Annotated in this window: 15 protein-coding genes; 6 read left to right on the forward strand and 9 right to left on the reverse strand. The window is 72.2% G+C overall.

Features of this window, described 5'->3' with window-relative positions:
• The first annotated feature begins 1 nt into the window (after window position 1).
• A complete protein-coding gene (secA, locus tag AB0D99_RS05580) occupies window positions 2-2,806 on the forward strand; it encodes a preprotein translocase subunit SecA (protein WP_362357254.1) in 2,805 nt (934 codons plus the stop codon).
• Between the two features lie 164 nt (window positions 2,807-2,970).
• Here secA and AB0D99_RS05585 read toward each other — a convergent pair whose 3' ends face one another.
• Window positions 2,971-3,381, reverse strand: coding sequence for an Rv3235 family protein (locus tag AB0D99_RS05585; RefSeq protein ID WP_362357677.1), 411 nt, complete (start codon window positions 3,379-3,381; stop codon window positions 2,971-2,973).
• Window positions 3,382-3,853: 472 nt separating this feature from the next.
• Here AB0D99_RS05585 and AB0D99_RS05590 point away from each other — a divergent pair, with 472 nt between their 5' ends.
• Window positions 3,854-4,360: a hypothetical protein gene (locus AB0D99_RS05590; protein ID WP_362357256.1), complete on the forward strand. Its 507-nt coding sequence runs from the start codon at window positions 3,854-3,856 to the stop codon at window positions 4,358-4,360.
• A gap of 40 nt (window positions 4,361-4,400) precedes the next feature.
• Window positions 4,401-5,060, forward strand: a complete 660-nt coding sequence (locus AB0D99_RS05595; RefSeq protein WP_362357258.1) for an HAD hydrolase-like protein — start codon at window positions 4,401-4,403, stop codon at window positions 5,058-5,060.
• 165 nt (window positions 5,061-5,225) lie between these two features.
• Here AB0D99_RS05595 and AB0D99_RS05600 read toward each other — a convergent pair whose 3' ends face one another.
• Window positions 5,226-5,783: a DJ-1/PfpI family protein gene (locus tag AB0D99_RS05600; protein ID WP_362357679.1), complete on the reverse strand. Its 558-nt coding sequence runs from the start codon at window positions 5,781-5,783 to the stop codon at window positions 5,226-5,228.
• Between the two features lie 406 nt (window positions 5,784-6,189).
• Here AB0D99_RS05600 and AB0D99_RS05605 point away from each other — a divergent pair, with 406 nt between their 5' ends.
• Window positions 6,190-11,145: an NAD-glutamate dehydrogenase gene (locus AB0D99_RS05605; protein WP_362357260.1), complete on the forward strand. Its 4,956-nt coding sequence runs from the start codon at window positions 6,190-6,192 to the stop codon at window positions 11,143-11,145.
• 49 nt (window positions 11,146-11,194) lie between these two features.
• On the opposite strand, the gene AB0D99_RS05610 is transcribed toward AB0D99_RS05605, so the two are convergent.
• From AB0D99_RS05610 to AB0D99_RS05620, 3 genes are all read right to left on the reverse strand, one after another.
• Window positions 11,195-12,325 (reverse strand): glycosyltransferase family 87 protein, encoded by a 1,131-nt coding sequence (locus AB0D99_RS05610; protein ID WP_362357681.1) that lies wholly within the window; start codon window positions 12,323-12,325, stop codon window positions 11,195-11,197.
• A gap of 236 nt (window positions 12,326-12,561) precedes the next feature.
• Window positions 12,562-13,287 carry an ABC transporter ATP-binding protein gene (locus AB0D99_RS05615; protein ID WP_362357683.1) on the reverse strand — a complete coding sequence of 242 codons (726 nt, stop codon included), beginning with the start codon at window positions 13,285-13,287 and terminating at the stop codon, window positions 12,562-12,564.
• A gap of 115 nt (window positions 13,288-13,402) precedes the next feature.
• Window positions 13,403-14,311, reverse strand: coding sequence for an ABC transporter permease (locus AB0D99_RS05620; protein ID WP_362357262.1), 909 nt, complete (start codon window positions 14,309-14,311; stop codon window positions 13,403-13,405).
• Between the two features lie 142 nt (window positions 14,312-14,453).
• Here AB0D99_RS05620 and AB0D99_RS05625 point away from each other — a divergent pair, with 142 nt between their 5' ends.
• On the forward strand, window positions 14,454-15,059 hold the full coding sequence (locus AB0D99_RS05625) for a TetR/AcrR family transcriptional regulator (protein ID WP_362357264.1): 606 nt from the start codon (window positions 14,454-14,456) through the stop codon (window positions 15,057-15,059).
• Between the two features lie 90 nt (window positions 15,060-15,149).
• Here AB0D99_RS05625 and AB0D99_RS05630 read toward each other — a convergent pair whose 3' ends face one another.
• From AB0D99_RS05630 to AB0D99_RS05645, 4 genes are all read right to left on the reverse strand, one after another.
• Entirely contained in the window at window positions 15,150-15,953 is an 804-nt protein-coding gene (locus tag AB0D99_RS05630) for a carbohydrate ABC transporter permease (RefSeq protein ID WP_362357685.1), read from the reverse strand.
• 152 nt (window positions 15,954-16,105) lie between these two features.
• Window positions 16,106-17,407 carry a sugar ABC transporter permease gene (locus tag AB0D99_RS05635; RefSeq protein ID WP_362357266.1) on the reverse strand — a complete coding sequence of 434 codons (1,302 nt, stop codon included), beginning with the start codon at window positions 17,405-17,407 and terminating at the stop codon, window positions 16,106-16,108.
• A 4-nt stretch (window positions 17,408-17,411) separates the two neighbouring features.
• The gene (locus AB0D99_RS05640) at window positions 17,412-18,788 is read right to left on the reverse strand and encodes an ABC transporter substrate-binding protein (protein ID WP_362357268.1); all 1,377 of its coding nucleotides are present in this window, start codon (window positions 18,786-18,788) and stop codon (window positions 17,412-17,414) included.
• A 123-nt stretch (window positions 18,789-18,911) separates the two neighbouring features.
• On the reverse strand, window positions 18,912-22,457 hold the full coding sequence (locus tag AB0D99_RS05645; protein ID WP_362357270.1) for an FHA domain-containing protein: 3,546 nt from the start codon (window positions 22,455-22,457) through the stop codon (window positions 18,912-18,914).
• A 441-nt stretch (window positions 22,458-22,898) separates the two neighbouring features.
• Between AB0D99_RS05645 and AB0D99_RS05650 the strand changes: the two genes are divergently transcribed.
• The gene (locus AB0D99_RS05650; protein WP_362357272.1) at window positions 22,899-24,587 is read left to right on the forward strand and encodes a serine/threonine-protein kinase; all 1,689 of its coding nucleotides are present in this window, start codon (window positions 22,899-22,901) and stop codon (window positions 24,585-24,587) included.
• Window positions 24,588-24,649 lie beyond the last annotated feature (62 nt).

Genomic DNA, 24,649 nt, shown 5'->3' on the forward strand with positions numbered 1-24,649 from the left:
AGTGTCCGTCTTCAACAAGCTCATGCGTGCAGGCGAAGGCAAGATCCTGCGCAAACTGCACCGCATCGCGGACCAGGTCAACTCCATCGAAGAGGACTTCGTCAACCTCTCCGACGCCGAGTTGCGGGCGCTCACCGATGAGTACAAGCAGCGGTACGCCGACGGTGAGAGCCTCGACGACCTGCTCCCCGAAGCCTTCGCGACCGTCCGCGAGGCCGCCAAGCGCGTACTCGGCCAGCGCCACTACGACGTCCAGCTCATGGGCGGTGCCGCCCTGCACCTCGGCTATGTCGCCGAGATGAAGACCGGTGAGGGCAAGACCCTCGTCGGCACGCTCCCCGCGTACCTGAACGCGCTGTCCGGCAAGGGCGTGCACCTGATCACGGTGAACGACTACCTGGCCGAGCGCGACTCCGAGCTCATGGGGCGCGTCCACAAGTTCCTGGGCCTGACCATCGGCTGCATCCTGGCCAACATGACGCCGGCCCAGCGTCGCGAGCAGTACAACTGCGACATCACGTACGGCACGAACAACGAGTTCGGCTTCGACTACCTCCGCGACAACATGGCGTGGTCCAAGGACGAGCTCGTCCAGCGCGGCCACAACTTCGCCTGTGTCGACGAGGTCGACTCGATCCTGGTCGACGAGGCCCGTACGCCGCTGATCATCTCCGGCCCGGCCGACCAGGCCACCAAGTGGTACGGCGACTTCGCCAAGCTGGTCACCCGCCTCACCAAGGGCGAGGCGGGCAACCCGCTGAAGGGCATCGAGGAGACCGGCGACTACGAGGTCGACGAGAAGAAGCGCACCGTCGGCATCCACGAGGCCGGCGTCGCCAAGGTCGAGGACTGGCTGGGCATCGACAACCTCTACGAGTCGGTGAACACCCCGCTCGTCGGGTACCTGAACAACGCCATCAAGGCCAAGGAACTGTTCAAGAAGGACAAGGACTACGTCGTCATCGACGGCGAAGTCATGATCGTCGACGAGCACACCGGCCGTATCCTCGCCGGCCGCCGCTACAACGAGGGCATGCACCAGGCGATCGAGGCGAAGGAAGGGGTGGACATCAAGGACGAGAACCAGACCCTCGCCACGATCACCCTGCAGAACTTCTTCCGCCTCTACGACAAGCTCTCCGGCATGACCGGTACGGCCATGACCGAGGCGGCCGAGTTCCACCAGATCTACAAGCTCGGCGTCGTCCCGATCCCGACGAACAAGCCCATGGTCCGCAAGGACCAGTCGGACCTGATCTACCGGACCGAGGTCGCCAAGTTCGCCGCCGTGGTCGACGACATCGCGGAGAAGCACGAGAAGGGCCAGCCGATCCTCGTCGGTACGACGTCGGTCGAGAAGTCCGAGTACCTCTCCCAGCAGCTCTCCAAGCGCGGCATCCAGCACGAGGTGCTCAACGCCAAGCAGCACGACCGTGAGGCCACGATCGTCGCCCAGGCCGGCCGCAAGGGCGCCGTCACCGTCGCCACGAACATGGCCGGCCGAGGCACCGACATCAAGCTCGGCGGCAACCCCGACGACCTGGCGGAGGCCGAGCTGCGTCAGGCGGGCCTGGACCCCGTCGAGCACGTCGAGCAGTGGGCCGCAGCCCTCCCGGCCGCCCTGGAGCGTGCCGAGGCGGCCGTGAAGGCGGAGTTCGAGGAGGTCAAGGAGCTCGGCGGGCTGTACGTGCTGGGCACCGAGCGCCACGAGTCCCGCCGGATCGACAACCAGCTGCGCGGTCGTTCCGGCCGTCAGGGCGACCCGGGCGAGTCCCGCTTCTACCTCTCCCTCGGCGACGACCTGATGCGCCTGTTCAAGGCCCAGATGGTGGAGCGCGTGATGGCCATGGCCAACGTGCCGGACGACGTGCCGATCGAGAACAAGATGGTCACCCGTGCCATCGCCTCCGCGCAGTCCCAGGTCGAGACCCAGAACTTTGAGACGCGTAAGAACGTCCTGAAGTACGACGAGGTCCTCAACCGGCAGCGTGAGGTCATCTACGGCGAGCGCCGCCGCGTCCTGGAGGGCGAGGACCTGCACGAGCAGATCCAGCACTTCATGGACGACACGATCGACGACTACATCCGCCAGGAGACCGCCGAGGGCTTCGCGGAGGAGTGGGACCTCGACCGGCTGTGGAACGCGTTCAAGCAGCTGTACCCGGTGAAGGCGTCCGTGGACGAGCTGGAGGAGGCGGCCGGCGACCGCGCGGGCATCACCGCCGAGTTCATCGCCGAGTCCGTCAAGGACGACATCCACGAGCAGTACGACGCGCGTGAGAAGTCGCTCGGCTCGGACATCATGCGTGAGCTGGAGCGCCGCGTGGTCCTCTCCGTGCTCGACCGCAAGTGGCGCGAGCACCTCTACGAGATGGACTACCTCCAGGAGGGCATCGGCCTGCGCGCCATGGCGCAGAAGGACCCGCTGGTCGAGTACCAGCGCGAGGGCTTCGACATGTTCACCGCCATGATGGAGGGCATCAAGGAGGAGTCCGTCGGCTACCTGTTCAACCTGGAGGTCCAGGTCGAGCAGCAGGTCGAGGAGGTCCCGGTGAAGGACGCGGCTCCGTCGCTCTCCAAGGAGGACGCCGTGCCGGCGCCCGCCGGGCGTCCGGAGATCCGTGCCAAGGGGCTCGACGCCCCGCAGCGGCCGGACCGGCTGCACTTCACCGCGCCCAAGGTGGACGGTGACGGCAGTGTCGTCGAGGGCGACTTCGTCAGCGGGGACGCCGGCGGTGACGGTCTGACGCGCGCGGAGCGTCGCAAGGCGCAGAAGAGCAGCGGCGGGCGTCGCCGCAAGAAGTAGCCCCCAGCGGGGAGGAGGGGCCGGGCACCGGGTGAGGTGTCCGGCCCCTCCGGCATGTCCGGCCGGTCAGGTCCGCCCCGCCCCCTCCGCCCCGTCCGCCCCCTCACGTCCGCCTCCCTCACGTCTGCCCCCGGTCCCGTCCGCCCTCCGCCCCTTCCGCCCCGTCAGGGACGGGCCTGGGCGGGCACGCGCGGCCGGGCCGGTGCGCGGTCGGCGGGGGCGGGCGACGGGTCCCCCACGCGCGCGTGGAGGCCGTCCAGCTCGACGGCGGCGCAGCGCCAGCGGCGGTCGGCGCCGCGCTCCAGGCGGAAGGCCATGGCCCTGATCCGTTCGCCGGTGGCGACGACCGCGCAGACCTCGACGGCGCCCGTCCTCGGCGGATGGAAGCGGCAGGTACGGAGCACGGGCCGGGCGCCCAGGGACCTGAAGGGGGTTTCCGGGGCGAGCTGGACGAGCTGTTCGTACGCCTCCCCGACCGTCATCCCGAGCATCCAGTGGACGGGCCGTTCGCCGCTGAGGACGGCGAGCAGGCGCTCGGCGAAGAGGGCGTGCGGCGGGAGCGCGCGGGGCGGCACGCGGACGGCGGAGGGGGCCCCGGGGCGGGTGCCCGGGCGGGACCCGGCCGAGCCTCGGGGGCCGGTGCCGGCCGGGCCGCGGGGCGCGGTGCGGGGGCGAGGGGCACGGGGACGCGTGGTGGCGGTGGGGGTGAGCGAGGGAACCGGCCGGGACGGGGGCGGCGGCGTGCGCGTCGTGGTGATGGCGTCCATGGGCGGGTCCCCGTTCCGTACGGCCTCGGCGGTTCTACCGGGCGGTAACTTCTGTTGGGGATCTTGTTACGGGGGTGCTCGGCGCACCCGCAAGGCTCCGTGGCGGCCCGCGAGGCCGTGCGGCGGATTCACCTATCAGAGTGACGGGACGGTCTTCCCGGTCTGCCGGAGCGGGGGCGGGGGATGCCTCGGGTGGACCCGTGAGGCGGCGGCCCGGAGACCCCGAAGGGGGACTCCGCACGTATCCTGAGGGCGTTTCCGACTACGAAAGCGGCCAGCCATGCGCGTGTACGTCCCCCTGACCCTTCCCGGTCTCGCACAGGCGCACAAGGCGGGCGAGCTCGGCCCCGGACCGGTCACCGCGTACGCCGTCACCCCGGCACTGCGCGAGTGGTACGTCTCCGACGACATCGAGGAGCTCGAGTACGCCGCGCTCAGCCGGGCCGCGTCCGCGTCCCTGCGGCTGCTCGCCGGCGACCCCTCGGCGGCACGCCGCCGGATCGTCGTCGCCGTCGACGTACCGGACAAGGAGGCCGTGGTCGACCCCGACCGCGGTCTGGACGCCTCCTCGCTGGGCGAGGTCCGCATCGCCGGAGCCGTACCGCTGGCGAAGGCGGCGGCCGTGCACGCCGACGCGGACGACGCCGAGACGGACGTCTCGGCGGCGGCGGACGCGCTGGGGGCGGCGGACCAGGGTGACGACGACGCGCAGTTCACGGTGGACGGCGCCGAGGACCACGAGCTGCTCTGGTTCGGCGTGCAGGAGATTCCGGGGCTGCTCGGCTGACGGACGTCGCCCTGTCGGCGGGTGCCGGTACCGTCTTCGCATGGGGAAGCACGGAAAGCACCTGGTCTGGGACTGGAACGGCACGCTGCTCGACGACACGGACGCCGTCATCGGGGCGACGAACGCCGCCTTCGCCGAGCTGGGCCTGGAGCCGATCACGCTCGCGCGCTACCGGGACCTGTACACGGTGCCGGTGCCGAAGTTCTACGAACGGCTGATGGGGCGCCTGCCCACGGACGCCGAGTGGGAGCTGATGGACGGTGTGTTCCACCGGCACTACTGGACGCGGGCCGAGGGCTGTGGGCTGACGATCGGGGCGGCGGAGCTGCTGGCCGCGCGACAGGCGTCCGGGTTCACGCAGTCGCTGCTCTCCCTGGCGCCGCATGCCGAGCTGGTCCCGCTGGTGCGCAGGCACGGTATCGAGGAGCGGTTCGTGCGGGTGGACGGGCGGGTCGGGGCGTCGACGGAGGGGAAGTCGGCGCACATGGTCCGCCACCTTCAGGCGCTCGGCGGTGTCGATCCGGTGCGGATCGTGGTGATCGGGGACGCCGCCGACGACGCGCGGGCGGCGGCGCACGTGGGGGCGCGGGCCGTTCTGTACACGGGCGGGTCGCACAGCCGGGCGTCGCTGGAGGCCGTCGGGGTCCCCGTCGTCGACTCGCTCGCGGAAGCGGTCGCCGTGGCGGAGGAGCTCGTCTAGGGCGGGTTTCGAAAGTGGCGCCGTCCGCCCGAAGGGCGGGGGCAGGCGGGACTTTCGAAACACGCCCCAGGGGCAGGCCCGGAGGGCCGGTCCGCGCGCCGGGGCGGTCGCGCGGGAGGGCTCGCATTGCGCGCCCCGCCCGCGCGGCCGCCGTGGGCCGAGGCGTCAGCCCGCCGCGCGCAGGACCTTCAGGAACTCGCGCATCCAGGCCGGGTGGTCCGGCCAGGCCCGCGAGGAGACCAGCGTGCCGTCCACCACCGCCTCCGTGTCCTGGAAGCCGGCGCCCGCCGCCTGCATGTCGAGTTCCAGGGCCGGGTACGCCGTGACCCTGCGCCCCTCCAGGCCGCCGATCGCCGCCGTCAGGAGGGGACCGTGGCAGATCTGGGCCACCGGCTTGTCCGCGTCGAAGAACGACTTCAGGATCTTCCGGAGCTCCGGGTCGTTGCGGAGGTACTCCGGGGCCCGGCCGCCCGGGATCACGACCGCGATGTAGTCGCCCGGATCGACCTCCGAGAACGCCAGGTCCGCGGGCCAGGTGTACCCCGGCTTCTCGGTGTAGGTGTCGTAGCCCGGCTCGAAGTCGTGCACCACGAACCGCAGCTGTTTGCGCGCCGGAGCGGCGATGTGGACCTCGTACCCCTCTTCGAGAAGACGCTGGTACGGGTACATGACCTCCAGTGATTCCGCCGCGTCCCCGGTCACGATCAAGATCTTCGCCATGATGACTCCCAGATCGGTGGGTACCCCGCGTCCACGTTGCCCGCGGCGCCCCGCTTTGCCAAGAGGACATGTGTCGCTGTCCATAACGTCAAACTTCCACCCCCTCTTTTGTACACATACGGACCATGACGACTCCGGGGTGGAGAGCGATAGGCTTTTCCCGTGATCAGCGCGATACGCCGAGGGGGCAGCGAAGCCCCCGGCTCTCGCCCGGTCCGCTACCGCGGCCGGGCCGACAAGGCGTTCGCTGATCCCTGCCGTCCGGGCCTCCCGCCGACATTGGCCGATATCGGTTCGGACATCTCTCATCACGACATAACGTCGACGTCGACCGGTAACCCCGCGTCGTGGCGTTGTGTCATTTCTTCCACCGACGTCACGCAACGGCGCGCGACAGGAGCCAGAGGACATGCAGACCAAGCTGGACGAAGCCAAGGCCGAGCTGCTCGCACGGGCCGCCCGGGTAGCTGAGACCGGTCCGGTCGGGGGGCAACTTCCGACGGGGCCCGAGAAGGGGAAGCGCCCGGACAGGGACACCCTGCTCGACTACCTCCAGCGCTACTACCTGCACACCGCGCCCGAGGACCTCACCGACCGAGACCCGGTGGACGTCTTCGGCGCCGCTCTCTCGCACTACCGGCTCGCGGAGAACCGCCCCCAGGGCACCGCGAACGTCCGCGTCCACACCCCGACGGTCGAGGAGAACGGCTGGACCTGCAGCCACTCCGTCGTCGAGGTCGTCACCGACGACATGCCCTTCCTGGTCGACTCGGTCACCAACGAGCTCTCCCGGCAGGGCCGCGGCATCCACGTCGTGATCCACCCGCAGGTCCGCGTCCGCCGCGACCTGACCGGCAAGCTCATCGAGGTCCTGCCGGGCGAGGCCAGGGGCGAGCAGGCCCACGACGTCCTCACCGAGTCCTGGATCCACGTCGAGATCGACCGCGAGACCGACCGCGCCGACCTCAAGCAGATCACCAGCGACCTGCTGCGCGTCCTGTCCGACGTCCGCGAGACCGTCGAGGACTGGGAGAAGATGCGCGAGACCGCGCTGCGCATCGCCGAGAACCTGCCCGACGAGCCCACCGCCGACGATCTGCGCCCCACCGAGGTCGAAGAGGCCCGCGAGCTGCTGCGCTGGCTCTCGGACGACCACTTCACCTTCCTCGGCTACCGCGAGTACGAGCTGGTCAACGGAGACGCGCTGGCAGCCGTCCCCGGCACCGGCCTCGGCATCCTCCGCTCCGACCCGCACCACGGCGGCGAGGACGACCACCACGCCCCCGTCTCGCCGTCCTTCAGCCGGCTGCCCGCCGACGCCCGCGCCAAGGCACGCGAGCACAAGCTGCTGATCCTGACCAAGGCGAACAGCCGGGCCACCGTGCACCGCCCCTCGTACCTCGACTACGTGGGCGTGAAGAAGTTCGACGCCGAGGGCAACGTCATCGGGGAGCGCCGCTTCCTGGGCCTGTTCTCCTCCGCCGCGTACACCGAGTCCGTCCGCCGCGTCCCGGTCATCAAGCGCAAGGTCCAGGAGGTCCTGGAGGGCGCCGGTTTCTCGCCGAACAGCCACGACGGCCGCGACCTGCTCCAGATCCTGGAGACGTACCCGCGCGACGAGCTCTTCCAGACCCCGGTCGACGAGCTGCGCTCCATCGTCACCTCCGTCCTCTACCTGCAGGAACGCCGCCGACTGCGGCTCTACCTGCGCCAGGACGAGTACGGGCGCTACTACTCCGCCCTCGTCTATCTGCCGCGCGACCGCTTCAACACCACCGTCCGCGAGCGGCTGACCGGCATCCTCATGGAGGAGCTCGACGGCACCAACGTCGACTTCACCGCGTGGAACACCGAGTCGATCCTCTCCCGGCTCCACTTCGTCGTCCGCGTCGAGCCCGGCACCGAGCTGGCCCAGCTCTCCGACGCCGACAAGGACCGCATCGAGGCGCGGCTCGTCGAGGCCGCCCGCTCCTGGGCCGACGGCTTCGCCGAGGCCCTCAACGCCGAGTGCGGCGAGGAGCGCGCCGCCGAGCTGCTGCGCCGCTACGGCAACGCCTTCCCCGAGGGCTACAAGGCCGACCACTCGCCGCGCTCCGCCGTGGCCGACCTGGTCCACCTGGAGCAGCTGACGAGCACCGGCAAGGAGTTCGCGCTCTCGCTGTACGAGCCGGTCGGTGCCCGCCCCGGCGAGCGCCGCTTCAAGATCTACAAGTCCGGCGACCAGATCTCCCTCTCCGCCGTCCTCCCGGTGCTCAACCGGCTCGGCGTCGAGGTCATCGACGAGCGGCCGTACGAGCTGCGCTGCGCCGACCGTACGCACGCCTGGGTCTACGACTTCGGCATGCGGATGCCCGCCCCGACCGCCAACGGCGCCTCCTTCAGCGACGACGCGCGCGAGCGGTTCCAGGAGGCGTTCGCCGCCACCTGGACCGGCCAGGCCGAGAACGACGGCTTCAACTCGCTGGTCCTGAGCGCCGGGCTGACCTGGCGCCAGGCCATGGTGCTGCGCGCCTACGCGAAGTACCTGCGCCAGGCCGGTTCGACGTTCAGCCAGGACTACATGGAGGACACCCTCCGCAACAACGTCCACACCACCCGGCTGCTCGTCTCGCTCTTCGAGGCCCGGATGTCCCCGGAGCGCCAGCGCGCCGGCATCGAGCTGATCGACGCGCTCCTGGAGGAGCTGGACGCCGCCCTGGACCAGGTCGCGAGCCTGGACGAGGACCGCATCCTGCGCTCCTTCCTCACCGTCATCAAGGCGACCCTGCGGACGAACTTCTTCCAGAACTCGACGGACGGAGTCCCGCACTCCTACGTGTCGATGAAGTTCGACCCGCAGGCCATCCCCGACCTCCCCGCGCCCCGGCCGGCCTTCGAGATCTGGGTGTACTCGCCGCGCGTCGAGGGCGTCCACCTGCGCTTCGGCAAGGTCGCCCGAGGCGGTCTGCGCTGGTCCGACCGGCGTGAGGACTTCCGCACCGAGATCCTCGGCCTGGTCAAGGCGCAGATGGTGAAGAACACCGTCATCGTGCCCGTCGGCGCCAAGGGCGGCTTCGTCGCCAAGCAGCTCCCGGACCCGTCCGTGGACCGCGACGCCTGGCTGGCCGAGGGCATCGCGAGCTACAAGACCTTCATCTCGGCGCTGCTCGACATCACGGACAACCTGGTCGCCGGCGAGGTCGTGCCCCCGGCCGACGTGGTCCGCCACGACGAGGACGACACCTACCTCGTCGTCGCCGCCGACAAGGGCACGGCGACCTTCTCCGACATCGCCAACGAGGTCGCCGTCTCCTACGGCTTCTGGCTCGGCGACGCCTTCGCCTCCGGCGGTTCGGCGGGCTACGACCACAAGGGCATGGGCATCACCGCCCGCGGTGCCTGGGAGTCCGTGAAGCGGCACTTCCGCGAGCTCGGCCACGACACCCAGACCGAGGACTTCACCGTCGTCGGCGTCGGCGACATGTCCGGCGACGTCTTCGGCAACGGCATGCTGCTCTCCGAGCACATCCGCCTGGTCGCGGCCTTCGACCACCGTCACATCTTCATCGACCCGACCCCGGACGCGGCCGTCTCGTACGCCGAGCGCCGCCGTCTCTTCGAGCTGCCCCGCAGCTCCTGGGCCGACTACAACACCGAGCTCCTCTCCGCGGGCGGTGGCATCCACCCCCGTACAGCCAAGTCGATCCCGGTCAACGCGCAGATGCGGGCGGCCCTCGGCATCGAGGCCGGCGTCACCAAGCTGACCCCGGCCGAGCTGATGCAGACGATCCTCCACTCGCCCGTCGACCTGCTGTGGAACGGCGGCATCGGCACGTACGTCAAGTCGTCCGCGGAGTCCAACGCGGACGTCGGCGACAAGGCGAACGACGCCATCCGCGTCAACGGCGAGGCCCTGCGGGTCAAGGTCGTCGGCGAGGGCGGCAACCTCGGTCTGACCCAGCTGGGCCGCATCGAGTTCGCCCGCAAGGGCGGCCCCGACGGCGAGGGCGGCAAGGTCAACACCGACGCCATCGACAACAGCGCCGGCGTCGACACGTCCGACCACGAGGTCAACATCAAGATCCTGCTGAACGGGCTCGTCGCCGAAGGCGACATGACCGTGAAGCAGCGCAACAGGATCCTCGCCGAGATGACCGACGAGGTCGGCTCGCTGGTCCTGCGCAACAACTACGCGCAGAACGTCGCGCTGGCCAACGCGGTGACGCAGTCGCCGTCCCTGCTCCACGCCCACCAGCGGTTCATGCGCCGCCTGGAAAGGGACGGCGCGCTGGACCGCTCGCTGGAGTTCCTGCCGCAGGACCGGCAGATCCGCGAGCTGCTCAACAACGCCAAGGGCCTGAGCCAGCCGGAGGTCGCCGTCCTCCTCGCGTACACCAAGATCACGGTGGCCGACGAGCTGATCGGCACCGAGCTGCCGGACGACCCCTACCTGCGGGGTCTGCTCCACGCGTACTTCCCGACGCAGCTGCGCGAGAAGTTCGCCGAAGCGGTCGACAGCCACCCGCTGCGCCGGGAGATCGTCACCACGATCCTGGTCAACGACACCGTGAACACCGGTGGCTCGACCTTCCTGCACCGCCTCCGCGAGGAGACCGGCGCGTCGATCGAGGAGATCGTCCGCGCGCAGACCGCCGCCCGGGTCATCTTCCGGCTCGGCGAGGTCTGGGACGCCGTCGAGGCGCTCGACAACCGGGTTCCGGCCGACGTCCAGACCCGGATGCGGCTGCACTCCCGCCGTCTGGTCGAGCGCGGTACGCGCTGGCTGCTCGGCAACCGGCCGCAGCCGCTCCAGCTCGCCGAGACGATCGACTTCTTCGGTGAGCGCGTCGAGCAGGTCTGGGCCGAGCTGCCGCAGCTGCTGCGCGGCGCGGACCTGGAGTGGTACCAGTCGATCCTGGAGGAGCTGACGGAGGTCGGCGTGCCGGAGGAGCTCGCTCTGCGGGTGGCCGGCTTCTCCTCCGCCTTCCCGACGCTCGACATCGTCGCGATCGCCGACCGCACCGCCAAGGACCCGATGGCGGTCGCCGAGGTCTACTACGACCTGGCGGACCGGCTGCGGATCACCCAGCTCATGGACCGGATCATCGAGCTGCCGCGCGCCGACCGGTGGCAGTCGATGGCCCGCGCCTCCATCCGCGAGGACCTGTTCGCCGCGCACGCCGCTCTCACCGCGGACGTGCTCTCGGCGGGCAACGGCAGCTCGACGCCGGAGGAGCGGTTCAAGGGCTGGGAGGAGACGAACGCGGCGATCCTCGGCCGGGCGCGCACCACGCTGGAGGAGATCCAGGGCTCGGAGACCTTCGACCTGGCGAATCTCTCGGTGGCGATGCGGACCATGCGCCAGCTGCTGCGCGCGCACAGCTAGTCGGTCATGCGCGAGGGCCCCGCCGGTATCCGTACCGGCGGGGCCCTCGTCATGGCGCGGGTGTGACGGTCGAGGTCCACAGCCGCCGGGCGGCCAGCAGGGCCGCCGCGAGCAGCAGCACGTTGCGGACGGCGAGAGCGGCCACGCCCGGCCCGGAGCCGGTCAGGACGTCCTCGTAGAGGACGGGGTACGCGAGGGAGCTCAGTGCCGCGGCCGGCAGGAGCAGCAGCGCCACCGGTCGCATCACGGTCCGCCGCGAGGTGAGGCAGACGGCGCTCAGACCGAGCAGCCAGATCATGTACTGGGGGCTGATCACCCGGCTGGTGACGGTGAAGAGCAGGACCGCGGCGAGCGCCGCGTCCAGCGGGGTGGCCTCGCTCCAGCGGCGGGCGCAGAGCCGCCACAGCACCAGCCAGACGAAGGCGAGGACCGTCAGCAGCAGCGCGAGCCGGCCCACGCTGGAGACGTACGGGCCGACGTACTCGAAGGCGCCGTAGCGGTACTGGACGGTGCCCGACCATCCGCCCGCCGCCCTGGCCACCGCGAGCGCGGTGCCGCCCAGCGACTCGATCTGGACGCCGCGGTCGCCCTGCGGGCGCAGGAAGCCGAGGGAGTTCGAGAAGAGGAGGGCCAGGGTGGCGAGGAGGGCCGCGGCGGTGGTGGCGGCCGCGGTCCAGGCGTCGCGGGTGGTACGGCCCCGGGGGGTGCCGATCAGGGTGAGCACCGGCCAGACCTTCACCAGCGTGCCGAGCGCGGCGAGCGCCCCGCCGAGCCGGTGCGCGGCGGGGCGACGGGCCGTCAGCGCCAGCAGGGCGAGGACGGCGAGGGCGGTGACCTGGACGTCGTACCGGGCCAGCGGGATGTGCAGCAGCAGGGGGAGTCCGCCGACCCAGATCCAGGCGCCGTGGGTGACCCGGTCGCTGTCCGCCCGGGCGAGGGCCAGGGTGACCACGGCGTCGGCGAGGAGGGTGAGGGCGACGAAGCCCTGGAAGTACGTGAGCCAGGGCAGCGCCCCGGGGGACATGATCACCAGGCCCGCGCCGGGCGGGTACTGCCAGGTGATGTCGTTCACCGGGAACGTGCCGTGCGTGAACTCCCGGTACCAGTGCTGGTAGAGGACGTGCACCTCGCGGCCGACACCGCCCACGCCGAGGGTGTCGCGCAGCAGGAGCAGCGCCATGCCGGCGCGGGTGACGACCCAGACGACGGCGAGGGCGAGGGCGGTTCCCCGGCCGACGTTGACGAACGTGGCCGAGGTGAAGGTGTCCGAGTCGAAGGGGGAGCCGGTGAGGCCGGGCGGCGCGGGGGCACAGGTGGGGGCGCCGCCCGGTTCGGGCTCCTGCTCGGGAGTGTGGTTGCGATCCGTCGTCATCGAACCGCACTCTATGAGGTTTTGGGCGGTTTGCCCGAGTTTTGTCAGCCCTTCTTGGTGAACGCCTCGTACGCCGCCACGACCTCCTTGGCCGGTCCGTCCATCCGCAGGGTGCCGGCCTCCAGCCACAGCGCGCGGTCGCAGGTCTCGGTGATGGTGGAGTTGGAGTGGGAGACGAGGAAGACGGTGCCCGCCTCGGCGCGCAGCTCGTCGATGCGCTGCTGGCTGCGGCGGCGGAACTTCGCGTCGCCGGTGGAGAGCGCCTCGTCGATCAGGAGGACGTCGTGGCTCTTCGCCGCCGCGATGGAGAAGCGGAGGCGGGCGCCCATGCCGGAGGAGTACGTCCGCATGGGCAGCGAGATGAAGTCGCCCTTCTCGTTGATCCCGGAGAAGTCCACGATGTCGTCGTAGCGGGCGTCGACCTCCGCGCGGGTCATGCCCATCGCGAGTCCGCCGAGGATCACGTTGCGCTCGCCGGTCAGATCGTTCATCAGCGCCGCGTTGACCCCGAGGAGGGAGGGCTGGCCGCGGGTGTAGATCCTGCCCTCGTTGACGGGCAGCAGGCCGGCCACGGCCTTGAGGAGGGTGGATTTGCCCGATCCGTTCGAACCGATCAGGCCAATCGCCTCGCCCCGGTACGCGACGAAGCTGACGCCCTTGACCGCGTGCACCTTGCGGGCGCCGGGAGTGGCGCGCCGGGAGAAGATCCGGCTCAGCGCGGCGGTGGCGCTGCCCTTGCCGCCCCGGGCGCCGTTGACGGTGTAGGTGATGTGGACGCCGTCGGCGACGACGGTGGGGGTGCGCTCCGGAGCCGGAGCCGGAGCCGGGGCCTGGGCCTGGGCCGGTGCGGCGGTCGGCGCCTCGGTGGGGGTCTGCGTCAGGGTCTCAGCCACGGCCGTAGGTCTCCTCTGCCTTCCAGAAGTAGATGAATCCGCCGACGAACGCCACGAGCGCCCAGCCGGCGGCGAGCGCCCAGATGTGCGGTGGCAGCTGGTCGGCGGTGAAGCTCCCGATGAGCGCGAAGCGCATCAGGTCGATGAAGACGGCCGCCGGATTGCCCTGGAGGGCCGCGATCGCCGCGTCCGGGAGCCGGCCGCTCGCCGCCAGGTGCTGGATGGACCACATCGCGCCGGAGACGTACATCCAGGTCCGCAGCACGAACGGCATCAGCTGGGCGACGTCCGGGGTGCGGGCGGCCAGGCGGGCCATGGCGAGCGCGACCCCGGAGTTGAACAGTGCCTGGAGCAGCAGGGCGGGGACGGCCAGGAGCCAGCTCCAGCGGGGGAACTCGCCGCAGCAGAACAGGATCGCGACGAGCACCCCGAGCGAGAGCAGCAACTGCTGGAGCTGCTGGAGCGCGAGGGCGAGCGGGAGGCTCGCGCGGGGGAAGTGCAGGGCGCGGACGAGGCCGAGGTTCCCGCTGATCGCCCGGGTGCCGGTCATGATCGACTGGGAGGTGAAGGTCCAGACGAAGATGCCCGTGATCAGGAACGGGACGTAGTCCGGGATGTCCTTCTGGACGTTCATCAGGACGCCGAAGATCAGGTAGTACACCGCCGCGTTGAGCAGCGGGGTCACCACCTGCCAGACCTGGCCGAGCTTCGCCTGGCTGTACTGCGCGGTGAGCCGCGCCGTCGCGAACGCCCCGATGAAGTCGCGCCGGGACCAGAGCTGCCCGACGTACGCGGGGAGGGTGGGGCGGGCGCCGCTGACGGACAGGCCGTGGCGCCGGGCCAGCGCGCGCAGGTCCTCGGGGGCGTGGGGGCTGGGTTTCGTGAGCGTCCCGGTGGTCACGAGCTCGCTTTCGGCGCGGGTGATGGGTGCTGGCGATGGAACGGGTCCGTATCGTCGCTACGGTGAGAGTAGGACGGTCGGGCGTCGCAACGCAACCGTCTCGTCGTGACGTGGGCGTACGCCGTTGGCTAGGATCGCGTTCATGACGACACCCTCCGGATCCCCTCGCCGCGCCCCCGCGGGAGCCGCCGTTCTCCGCGAGGACGTCACGGAGGCCATCCGCACGGCCGTCTTCGAGGAACTGGCCGCGGTCGGATTCGCCCGCATGTCCATCGAGGGCATCGCGCGCCGCGCGGGCGTCGGCAAGACCGCCGTCTACCGCCGCTGGAAGTCCAAGCTCTCCCTCGTCCTGGACCTCGTCGGCGCCTTCGCCGCGCAAGGGCTGCCGGCGCCGTCCACCGGCTCCCTCGTCGGCGACGTGCGCGCGCTGCTCGAAGTCGCCTCGCACGCCCTGCGCCACCCCGTGGCCTCGCAGGTCATCCCGGACCTGCTGGTCGAGGCCGCCCGGCAGCCGGAGATCGCCCAGGCGATCAAGTCGGCCCTGCTCGACGGCCAGCAGGGGGTCGTCGCGCAGATCGTGCGCGAGGCCGTGGCGCGCGGGGAACTGCCCGAGGGCGCGGACCCGGACCGGGCGCTCGACGTGGTCGTGGGACCCCTCTACTGGCGGCTCGCGGTGGTCCGCGGCGATCTGCCGAAGGGATACCTGGACGACCTCGCCCGCTCGGCGGTGGCGGCGCTCACGGCCTGAGCGTGGTCCGAGGTGCGCGCCTCGGCGACCACTCAGGACGCCACGGGTACGGAGGCGGGCCCCGCACCCGTGCCGTCCGGCAGGCCCCGGCTACTTCACCGCGCCCGCCATCACGCCCGAGACGAACTGCCGCTGGAAGGCGAAGAACACCGCCAGCGGGATCACCATCGACACGAAGGCGCCCGGCGCCAGCACGTCGATGTTGTTCCCGAACTGCCGGACCTGCTGCTGCAGCGCCACCGTGATCGGTGGGGACTCGGAGTCCGCGAAGATCAGCGCGACCAGCATGTCGTTCCAGACCCACAGGAACTGGAAGATCCCGAGCGAGGCGATCGCCGGGCCGCCCAGCGGCAGGACGACCCGGGTGAAGAGCCGGACCTCGCCCGCCCCGTCGAGCCGCGCCGCCTCCAGCAGCTCCCTGGGGATCTCCGCGAAGAAGTTCCGCAGCAGGAAGATCGCGAAGGGCAGCCCGAAGGCCGTGTGGAAGAGGATCACCCCGAGCGTCGTCTCGAAGATGCCGACCGTGCCGAAGAGCTTCGAGACGGGGACGAGCGCCACCTGCACCGGGACCACCAGAAGCCCCACGACCACCAGGAACCACCAGTCGCGGCCGGGGAAGTCCAGCCAGGCGAAGGCGTACCCGGCGAGCGAGCCGATGACGACGACCAGCACCGTGGCCGGGACGGTGATCAGCACCGTGGAGACGAGCGAGCCCGTGATCGTGTCGTTGGCGAGGAGCGCGGAGTAGTTCTCGACCGTGAGCTGGGCGGGCGAGGTGAAGACCTCCCACCAGCCGCTCTCGCTGATGTCGGAGGGGGAGCGGAGCGAGGACAGCAGGAGTCCTACCGCCGGCATCAGCCAGAACAGCCCGACGAGGACGAGGAAGATCCGCATCCCCCCACCGGCGGCGCGGGCGGCGAGCCGCGCGGCCGGACTCCTCCGTACCGCGGGACCTCCCTCCGGGGCCGCACCCTTCGCCGCGGCCGGCCCCCTCCGCGCGGCCGGAACCTTCTGCGCGGCAGGACTCCTCCGCGCGGCGGGACCGCTCATCGACGGGCCTCCCTTCGCATCCGGCGGATGTTGAACGCCATCACCGGGATCACCAGGAGCAGCAGCAGGACGGCGATGGCCGAGCCGACGCCGAGATCCGCGTCCGTGCCGAAGGACGAGCGGTACAGCTGGAGCGCCAGCACGTTGGCATCGTCCTGGGCGGAACCCGGCGCGATGATGAAGACGAGGTCGAAGACCTTCAGCACGTTGATCATCAGGGTGACGAGGACGACCGCGAGGACCGGAGCCAGGAGCGGGACCGTGATCCGGCGGAACACCTGCCATTCGTTCGCGCCGTCGACCCGGGCCGCCTCCAGGAGCTCCCGGGGCACGCTCGCCAGACCGGCCGCGATCAGGACCATCGCGAACCCGGCCCACATCCACACGTAACTGCCGATGACGGCGGGCGTGACGAGCGAGGGGCCCAGCCACTCGACCCCGTTGTACTGCTCGCGGAAGTTGCTCGCGGGCAGCCGCAGCAGGGCTCCGTCGGCGGCGGCCGGGAGGCTGAACGTGCCGTCGGCGGCCACCGTGGTGGACGCGACGACAGCGCCGTCCTTCACCGCCTCCACGCGCAACCCCTTCAGACCGAGTTCGCTCGCGTCGACGACGTTCGGCCGCCCGCCTCCGCCCCGGGTGAAGTCCAGCCAGGCGGTCCCGGTGATCCGGTCCTCCCGCGGGGCCGGTTCGCGCGCCGGACGGGCGTCCTTCGGCATCTGTGCCGGGGCGACGCCGATCAGCGGGAGCCGCGCCGTCTCACCCGTACGGACCGGGCTCTCGGTGATGAACGCGCCGCCGCCCGCCGCTTCGAGCGGGTGGACCGGCAGTGGGCGCGCCCGGGGGAAGACGGAGGACTCGGCGAACGTGTCGTGGACGCCGACCCAGACGGCGTTCGCGACGCCCCGGTCCGGATCCTGCTCGTAGACGAGCCGGAAGATGATTCCGGCGGCGAGCATCGAGATCGCCATCGGCATGAAGACGATCAGTTTGAACGCCGTGCCCCAGCGGACCCGCTCGGTGAGCACCGCGAAGACCAGGCCGAGCGCCGTGGCCACGGTCGGGGCGAGGACCACCCAGATCGCGTTGTTCTTGACGGCGGTGAGGATCGTGTCGTCCGTGAAGAGCTCGACGTAGTTGTCGAGTCCGGCGAAGGAGTCCCCGGACGCGTCGAAGAAGGAACGGTGGACGGAGTACCCGATCGGGTAGACCACGAGCGCACCGAGCAGGACCAGCGCCGGGAGGAGGAACCCCACCGCGACGGACCTGCGCGTACCGGTGACCTTCGAGGCGGACGCCACGGCGTCAGCTCTTGTACGCCTTGGCCGCGTCGGCCTCCAGCCTCGCCTGGGTCCCCGCGATGTCCTTCGGGTTCTTCAGGAAGTCCTGGAGTGCCTTCCACTCGCCCTTGCCGGGAGTGCCGCCGAACGACTGCGGCATCTGGTCCGACATGTCGAAGCGGAAGTCGTCCCCGGCCTCCAGCATCGCCTTGGCGATCTCACGCTGGACGTCGTTCGGGTACGAGGCCAGGTCCAGGTTCTTGTTGGGCGAGAGGAAGCCGCCGGCACCCGCCCAGATCGCGGCCGCGTCCGAGGAGGCGAGGAAGGTCAGCAGCGCCTGGGCGCCCTTCGTGTCCTTCAGCGCCACCGCCGCGTCCCCACCGGTGACGACGGGGGAGGCCGCGCCCACCGCGGGGAACGGGAAGACCTTCGCGTCCGTACCGATCTTCGCGCTCGTCTGCGCGATGTTGACGGCGGAGAAGTCGCCTTCGAAGACCATCGCGCCCTTGGGCTGGTCGCCGCCCGTGAAGGTCTGGGTGACCGAGACCGGGAACTCCGTCTGCAGCGCGCCGTCCGCGCCGCCCGCGATCAGCTCCGGCTTGCCGAACAGTTCGGCGAGGGTGGTGAGCGCCTGCGCGACGGACGGGTCGGTCCACGCGATCTCGTGCTTGGCCAGCTGGTCGTACTTGGTGGGGCCCGCCTGGGAGAGGTAGATGTTCTCGAACCAGTCCGTCAGGGTCCAGCCGTCCGCGCCGCCGACGGACACCGGGGTGACACCGGAGGCCGAGATGGTCTCGGCGGTGGAGAGGAACTCCTTCCAGGTCTTGGGCTCGGTGGCGCCGGCGTTCTCGAAGACGGCGTTGTTGTACCAGATCAGGGACTTGTTCGCGGCCTTGAAGTACACGCCGTACTGCTTGCCGTCGACGGCGCCGAGGTCCCGCCAGCCCTGCGAGTAGTTCTTGACGAGCTGGGCCTCGGTCTCGGGGCCGACCGGCTTGAGCCACTTCTGGGCGGCGGCCTGCTGGATCGCGCCGACCTGCGGGAACATCGCCACGTCGGGCGGGGATCCGCCGGCGATCTTCGTGCCGAGGAAGTTCACGATCGGGTCCTGCGCGGGAACGAAGGTGACGGTGGCGCCGGTGCGCTTCTCGAACTCCTTCAGGACCTTGGTGAAGTTCTCCTGCTCGGGGCCGGTCCAGACGGCCGCGACCTCGACCTTCTCGCCCTTGAGGGAGGGCAGGGTCACGGAGCTTCCGGAGGGGGCCGGCCGGCCGGGGTCCTTCGTGCCGCCGCCGTCCCCGTCACCGTCGTCGCCACAGCCGGCGAGCGTCAGGCCGAGGGTGAGCGCGGTGACCGCGGCAACGGTCCGTGCGGCCCTGCGTGTACGAAGAGTTGTGCGCATGAATGCCCCGTCTCTCCTGTGCGCGTGGTCGTCCCGTCCGCTCAGGTCTACGCCGGGGGCTCGGGCCCCGCAATACCGCCTTCCGTGGCAACCGGGGGATCGTGATGGCCTCGTGACGTCCCGTCAGGCTCTCGTCGCGGGTGTGAGGGGTGCTACGGGCGAGGCGTCGACCGAGCGGGCGGCGCGGTCGAGCGCGCTCGCGAGGAGCGCCAGGTCCGTGGGGCCGTTGCCCAGCTCACGGACCGGTCGACGGGTGGGCGGGTCGCCCATCCGCTCCCATTCCAGCGGGACGACCGTCGGCCGGAGGGTCGCCGTGCGCGGGATGCGGCCGGTGACCCGCCCGGACTGGAACGGCGTCACTCGGCCGTCCGGATGCCCGAGCCGCCCACGGCCGGGCGCCGGCGCGTCGGGACCCGTGGCGAGCGGGGCCGGGTCGAGCACGACCCGCAGTCGGGCGCCGTGGGCCAGCTCCGTGTCCGCCGTACGGTCCGGCCGGGCCGAGGTCACGACCAGATGCACCCCGAGCCGCTCCCCGGACCGCGCCACGGCCTCCAGCGCCCGCACGACGGACCCGGCGGCGGGCCGCCCCGGCGATCCGAGCGCGGGCGCGACGAGCGCGTCGAAGTCGTCGACGAGCACGACGAGACGGGGGAGGTGGGTGGCGCCCGCCGGATGGCCCGCCGTGCCCGCGGCCTCGCCCCGCGCACGCGGGGCCGCGTCGCCGTACGACTCGGACTCCCCGCCCGGCCGGGGCACCCGGGCGGAGGCCCGCTCCACGGGGCCGGCGTCGGCGGGGCGGGCGACCCGTCCGCTGGGCCGGTCGCCGAGCGAGCCGTCACCGGCGGCGCTGTCGGAGGACAGGCCGTCACCGCCGGTGCGGGCGGTGCGTCCGCTGGGGTGGGTCCGGAGGTCGTCGGCGCCCGGGTGGGGGGTGCGGCCACTCGGGCGGTCCGCGAGATCGCCGGAGCGGAACGGCAGCCGGCCGCTCGGACGATCACCGAGATCGTCGCCACCGGTCCGCGGGTCGGGCACGCCGGGGCGGCCACCGCCGCGAACGGTCCGGGCGCTGGGCCGGTCGCCGAGCGTGCCGTCGGCCGTGCGGCCCATGGAGTGGTACGTGAGGTCGCCGGCGCCGGGACCGGGGCGGGCGCCCACCGCGCCCTCGCCGGTACGGAGGGTGCGGCCGCTCGCCGCGTCCTCCACACGGGCCACCGACTCCGCGGCGCTCGGGGTGCGCTGGCCGATCAGGCGTCCCGTCGTGCGGCGGTCGGAGAAGCGGCCGTCGCCCAGGATCTCCGCGCGGCGCTTCAGCTCGGCGCCCAGCGCCTGGGCGAACTCCCGCATCCGTACCGGGTCGGAGGCGACCAGATGCTCGGTGACGTGCGGCAGCTCCGTACACGCCGCCAGTCCCTCGCCGCGCTCGCCCCCCGCGCCGTCGACGAGGAGCAGGCCCAGCCGGTCGGGCCGCCCGCCGGCCGCCAGCGAGGCGGCGATCGAGCGCAGCAGCTCCGTGCGTCCGCTGCCCGCGGGCCCCTCGATCAGCAGATGGGGGCCTTCCTCGGTCAGGTCCACCGACACCGGTCCGCGTGGCCCGGCGCCCAGGACGGCCGTCCCCTCCCCGGCGGCGGCCCAGCGGGCCATCAGCGAGGCGGGCGTGGCCCGGGCGAGACCGAGCTCGTCGAGCAGCCGGGCGGACGGGGGCAGCGCGGCCGCGGCCGTCCGCCCCGCCGTGGCGGGCGCGTCGGTGCGCAGCGGGGCCAGCGCCCGCCCGAAACGCTCGGCCCAGGCGACCGAGACCGCGTCCACCACACCGACGGTGCCGTGCCCCGCGGCCCGGCCCCCCGCCGTACGCAGCAGCCGCAGCGCCGTCGCGACGTCGCCGCTCAGCAGCGCCACGGCCCCGCACTCACGGAACGCGAGCGAGGCCGCGCACGCCGTCTCGTACGTCGCGGCGACGGGGGAGACCGGCGAGGCCGCCGGCGCCTCGGCCAGGCAGAGTAGATGGATCCCCGCCGCCGCCCCGGCCCCCGCGAGCCGCGCGGTGGTCTCGCGCAGCGCCGCGGAGCCGGGGTCGCCGTCCACGATCACGACGGTGACAGGACCCTCGTGGCGCGCCGCGGCCTCGGCGACGGCCGCCCGGTCGGCGCTCGGCCAGCCGGGACCCAGAGGTCCGTCGTCCAGCCTGCGGGTGAGCTCGGACGTACGGGCCTGGGCCTGTTCCCGGTCGTACGCGAGGAGCAGCCGGCAGTCCTGGCCGTGCGCCGGGCGCAGGTGCGGGAGCCAGCCGAGCCAGCCCCAGGCGCGGCGCCGCTCCTCCAGCGGGCGGCCGCGGTCCGCGCTGATCAGCACGATCTCCAGGTCAGAGGGGGAGTGCAGGGCGGCGAGCTGGGCCACCACGGAGCGGGCGAGCCCGGCCAGCCGCTTGCCGGGGCCCGCGAGCCCGAGCGATCCGGCCTCGCGGAGCCCGACGGTGACGGGCACACCGGACAGCTCGGCCCGGTCGGTCGTGCCGAGCCGGACGACCAGCGCCTCCGGATGGTCCGGGCCCCGCTCCCAGAGCCGCGGACCGGGGCCGAGCGCGGTCAGCAGCACGGCGGCCGGGTCGGGCCAGGTGTCGGCGGCCCGCGCCTGCCCGGCGGCCGGCTCCGCACCGGACGCGGCGCCGTCCGTCGACCCGGTCTCGGCACCGGGGGCCGCCAGGTCCTCGCGGGGGCCGGTGAACCGTCGCGCCCATGCCCCGAGGCCGCGCCTGCCGCGCGGGGGCGTCGCCTGGCGCGGGGTCTGCCGGGTCCTGCTGTGCCCCTCGCCCGATGCCTCGCCGTCCCCGGGCTCCTCGGCGCGGGCGTGGGCCGGGGAGGACGTGGCGCCGCCGGCCCCGCCGTGCGTCGCGTCCTGGGAGGCGGGTGAGTGCGGCCAGGCGTCGCGCCCCCGCGCACACCCGTACGCCCCGTCCGCCTCGTCCGCGCCGGGCAGCCCGGAGCCGCCACCGCTGCCCGAGGCCGCTTCCCCGCGCGTCGCGTACGGGCCCACCCGCAGGTGTCCCTCGCCGTCGGGGGTCGTCGGCAGCGAGTCCGTACCGCAGCCGCCCGGCCCGGCCAGCCGGAGGGCGGACTCGCCGAGGCGGAGCAGCGCCCCGGGCAGCAGGCGGACGGGGCGGTCGCCGACGGTCGTGCCGTCCAGCGTCGTGCCGTTCGTGGAGCCGAGGTCGGCGACCGTCACCCGGCCGTCGCCGCCGACGGTCACCGTGCAGTGCACCCGGGAGACGTCCGGGTCGTCGAGCGGCACGTCCGCGTCCAGGGAGCGGCCGATTCTGATCGGGCCGCCGTGCAGCAGATGCACACCGCCCGCGTCCGGCCCGGCGACCACGTGGAGCCGGGCCGCGGCGCCCTCGCCGAGGCTGTCGTCCTCGCCGGGCACCTGGAGGGTGAGGACCGCGCCGTCGACGAGCGGGGGCTCGCCGAGGGCGCAGCGGCGGGCGTCGAGCCGCTCTCCGCCCGCGTAGAGCACGGTCGTGCCGGAGGAGGAGGTGTCCGGGCCGGAGACGGCCGCGGCCAGACCGGAGGCCACGGTGGCCAGGGCCGTGCCGGCCGGGGCCGTGACGAGGACGTCGCACGCGCGCCCCGCGCCGTGGCCGGAGTGCGGCGCGAGGACGGTCAGCCGGATCTGCATCGCCGTCAGCGGTCCCTTCCGCGTGATGCCCGGCAGGGGAACGCCCTGTGTCTCCCCCCACCCGGCACGGACGCGTCGTCCGGTACAGGTCGGCACGGCGCGGGGCTCCCGACCCCTCGATACGACGTGCTGTGTGCATCCTCGCACCTGCCGCCGACAACCCGCCCGCGGGTCGCCTCCAAGTGATCTTGAATGGTCGGCTGTGGACCAAAAAGTGCCTGGTTGGGTACGCCTTCCGACGACCCCGGCAACCGCCGGTACGACAAACGCGTCTTCTTTTCGGACAAGTCGGCACCCGGAATCAGCCGCATCGCGATCGACCGTTGACCCGTTCGACGGCACTAAAGTGGGTCGGACACCCGGACGGGTCACAACAGATGTCACAACGGATGACAAGGACCCCGGGGCCCCAGGGACCACGATCAGCAGGGAGCGCGTGACGTGCGGCCAATCGGCAGCAAGTACCTGCTCGAGGAGCCGCTCGGACGCGGCGCCACGGGCACCGTCTGGCGAGCCCGCCAGCGAGAGGCGGCGGGCGCCGAGGCGGCCGTGCAGGGCCAGCCCGGCGAGACCGTGGCGATCAAGGTCCTCAAGGAGGAGCTGGCCAACGACGCGGACATCGTGATGCGCTTCCTGCGCGAGCGTTCCGTGCTCCTGCGGCTCACCCACCCGAACATCGTGCGCACCCGTGACCTGGTCGTCGAGGGCGATGTCCTCGCCCTGGTGATGGACCTCGTCGAGGGCCCGGACCTGCACCGCTACATCCGGGACAACGGCCCGCTCACCCCGGTCGCGGCCGCCCTGCTCACCGCGCAGATCGCCGACGCGCTCGCCGCGAGCCACGCCGACGGCGTCGTGCACCGCGACCTCAAGCCCGCCAACGTGCTCCTCGCCGAGCAGGGTGGCCAGATGCACCCGATGCTGACGGACTTCGGCATCGCGCGCCTCGCGGACTCCCCGGGCCTGACCCGTACGCACGAGTTCGTCGGCACGCCCGCGTACGTTGCGCCGGAGTCCGCCGAGGGCCGCCCCCAGACCTCCGCCGTCGACATCTACGGCGCGGGCATCCTGCTCTACGAGCTGGTCACCGGCCGTCCGCCGTTCGCCGGCGGCTCGGCCCTGGAGGTCCTGCACCGGCACCTCAGCGAGGAGCCGCGCCGTCCCTCGACCGTGCCCGGCCCGCTGTGGACGGTCATAGAGCGCTGCCTCAGCAAGAACCCGGACCACCGGCCCAGCGCCGTGAACCTGGCCCGCGGACTGCGCGCGGTCGCCGCGGGCATCGGCGTGCACTCCACCCCCGCCCAGATCGAGGCGGCCGAGGGAGTCGGCGCGCTGCTCGCCCCCGACCCGGCGCCGGCGCCGGTCCCGGAGACCCCGGGGGCGGCCGATCCGACCCAGGTCCTGCCCAGCGGCGCGGGCGACCGCTTCGACCCGGCCGCCGCGACCAGCGTCCTGCCGACCAGTGGCCCGGGGGGCGGCGGTGCCGACCCGACGTCGGTCATGCCTCCCGTACCGTCGCAGCCCCCGCAGGGCGGGCCCGAGGACGCGCACCCCTGGCAGAACCAGCTGCGCGCGGCCCGCGACCGCAACGAGCAGACGCAGGTGCAGTACCTGGACCCGAGCCAGGACCCCCTGCGCCGCCGTCCGCAGCGCCAGCCCCAGCAGCCGCAGCATCAGCCGCAGCACCAGCAGCCGTACGGTCAGCAGCCCCAGCCGTACCAGCAGCAGCAGCCGCCGCGGCCTCCGCAGCGCCAGCAGTACGCCCCGCAGCCGCAGCCGCAGCCGCAGCAGCAGTACCAGCCGCAGCCGCAGCAGCAGCAGTACGCGCCCCCGCAGCGGCCGCCCCAGTCCCAGCCCCCGGCCCCGCGCGAGCCGCGTCCGCCGCGTCAGCGCAGCGCCAACCCGATGCGGATCCCGGGCCTCGGCTGCCTGAAGGGCTGCCTCTTCACGATCGTCCTCTTCGTCGTCGCGGGCTGGCTCATCTGGGAGCTGACCCCGCTCCAGGACTGGGTGGCGCAGGGCAAGGGCTACTGGGAGGCCATCGGCGACATGGTCTCGTCCGTCTCGACGTGGGTCTCCGAGCTCGGCGGCACGGAGAGTGGTACTACTACCGGCGGTACGGGGCAGTAGTACTGCCGATTTATCGACTTCCGAGGGGTGATTTCCCCTCGGAAGTGACGACCAGCGGCTGT

This window comes from Streptomyces sp. NPDC047971, from assembly GCF_040653355.1.
Taxonomy (GTDB): Bacteria; Actinomycetota; Actinomycetes; order Streptomycetales; family Streptomycetaceae; genus Streptomyces.